The sequence below is a fragment of the Neisseria dentiae genome, from assembly GCF_024580525.1.
Classification (GTDB): Bacteria; Pseudomonadota; Gammaproteobacteria; order Burkholderiales; family Neisseriaceae; genus Neisseria; species Neisseria dentiae_A.
The window spans coordinates 1-445 of record NZ_JANIKQ010000068.1; the positions used below are offsets into that span (position 1 = coordinate 1).

The 445-nt window shown below is 41.6% G+C and carries 1 pseudogene; it reads right to left on the bottom strand.

Features of this window, described 5'->3' with window-relative positions:
• Positions 1 to 403, bottom strand: a pseudogene (locus NQ012_RS13215) (thiamine pyrophosphate-binding protein); the annotation flags it as partial.
• Positions 404 to 445: the final 42 nt, after the last annotated feature.

The following is a 445-nucleotide window of genomic DNA, read 5'->3' on the forward strand; positions in this document are numbered from 1 at the left end:
ATTCTTTATTGGCATCTGCATAATTGACACCACCACCAGCCAATATAACTGGTTTTTGAGCTTGGCTAAGCTGTTTCAAAATTTTCTTAACCTGCAAACCATTTGGTTCAATCGTTGGCTGATAACTTGGTAGGTGTAGAGTTGGGTCATGATAAAAATCAACAACTCTTTCTTGGATATCTTTTGGAACATCAATAACAACGGGACCTGGTCTCCCTGTTGTCGCAATATGGAGTGCTTCTGTGATGACTCTAGGAATATCTGCCGTATCCCGAATTTGGTAATTGTACTTGGTAATCGGCATTGTCATCCCCAAGACATCTGCTTCCTGAAAAGCATCTTTACCGATACCACGGGTTGCGACTTGACCAGTAAAAACTAAAAGAGTAAGACTATCACCCATTGCGTCCTCAATTCAAGTAATGGCATTGGTAGCACCTGGTCT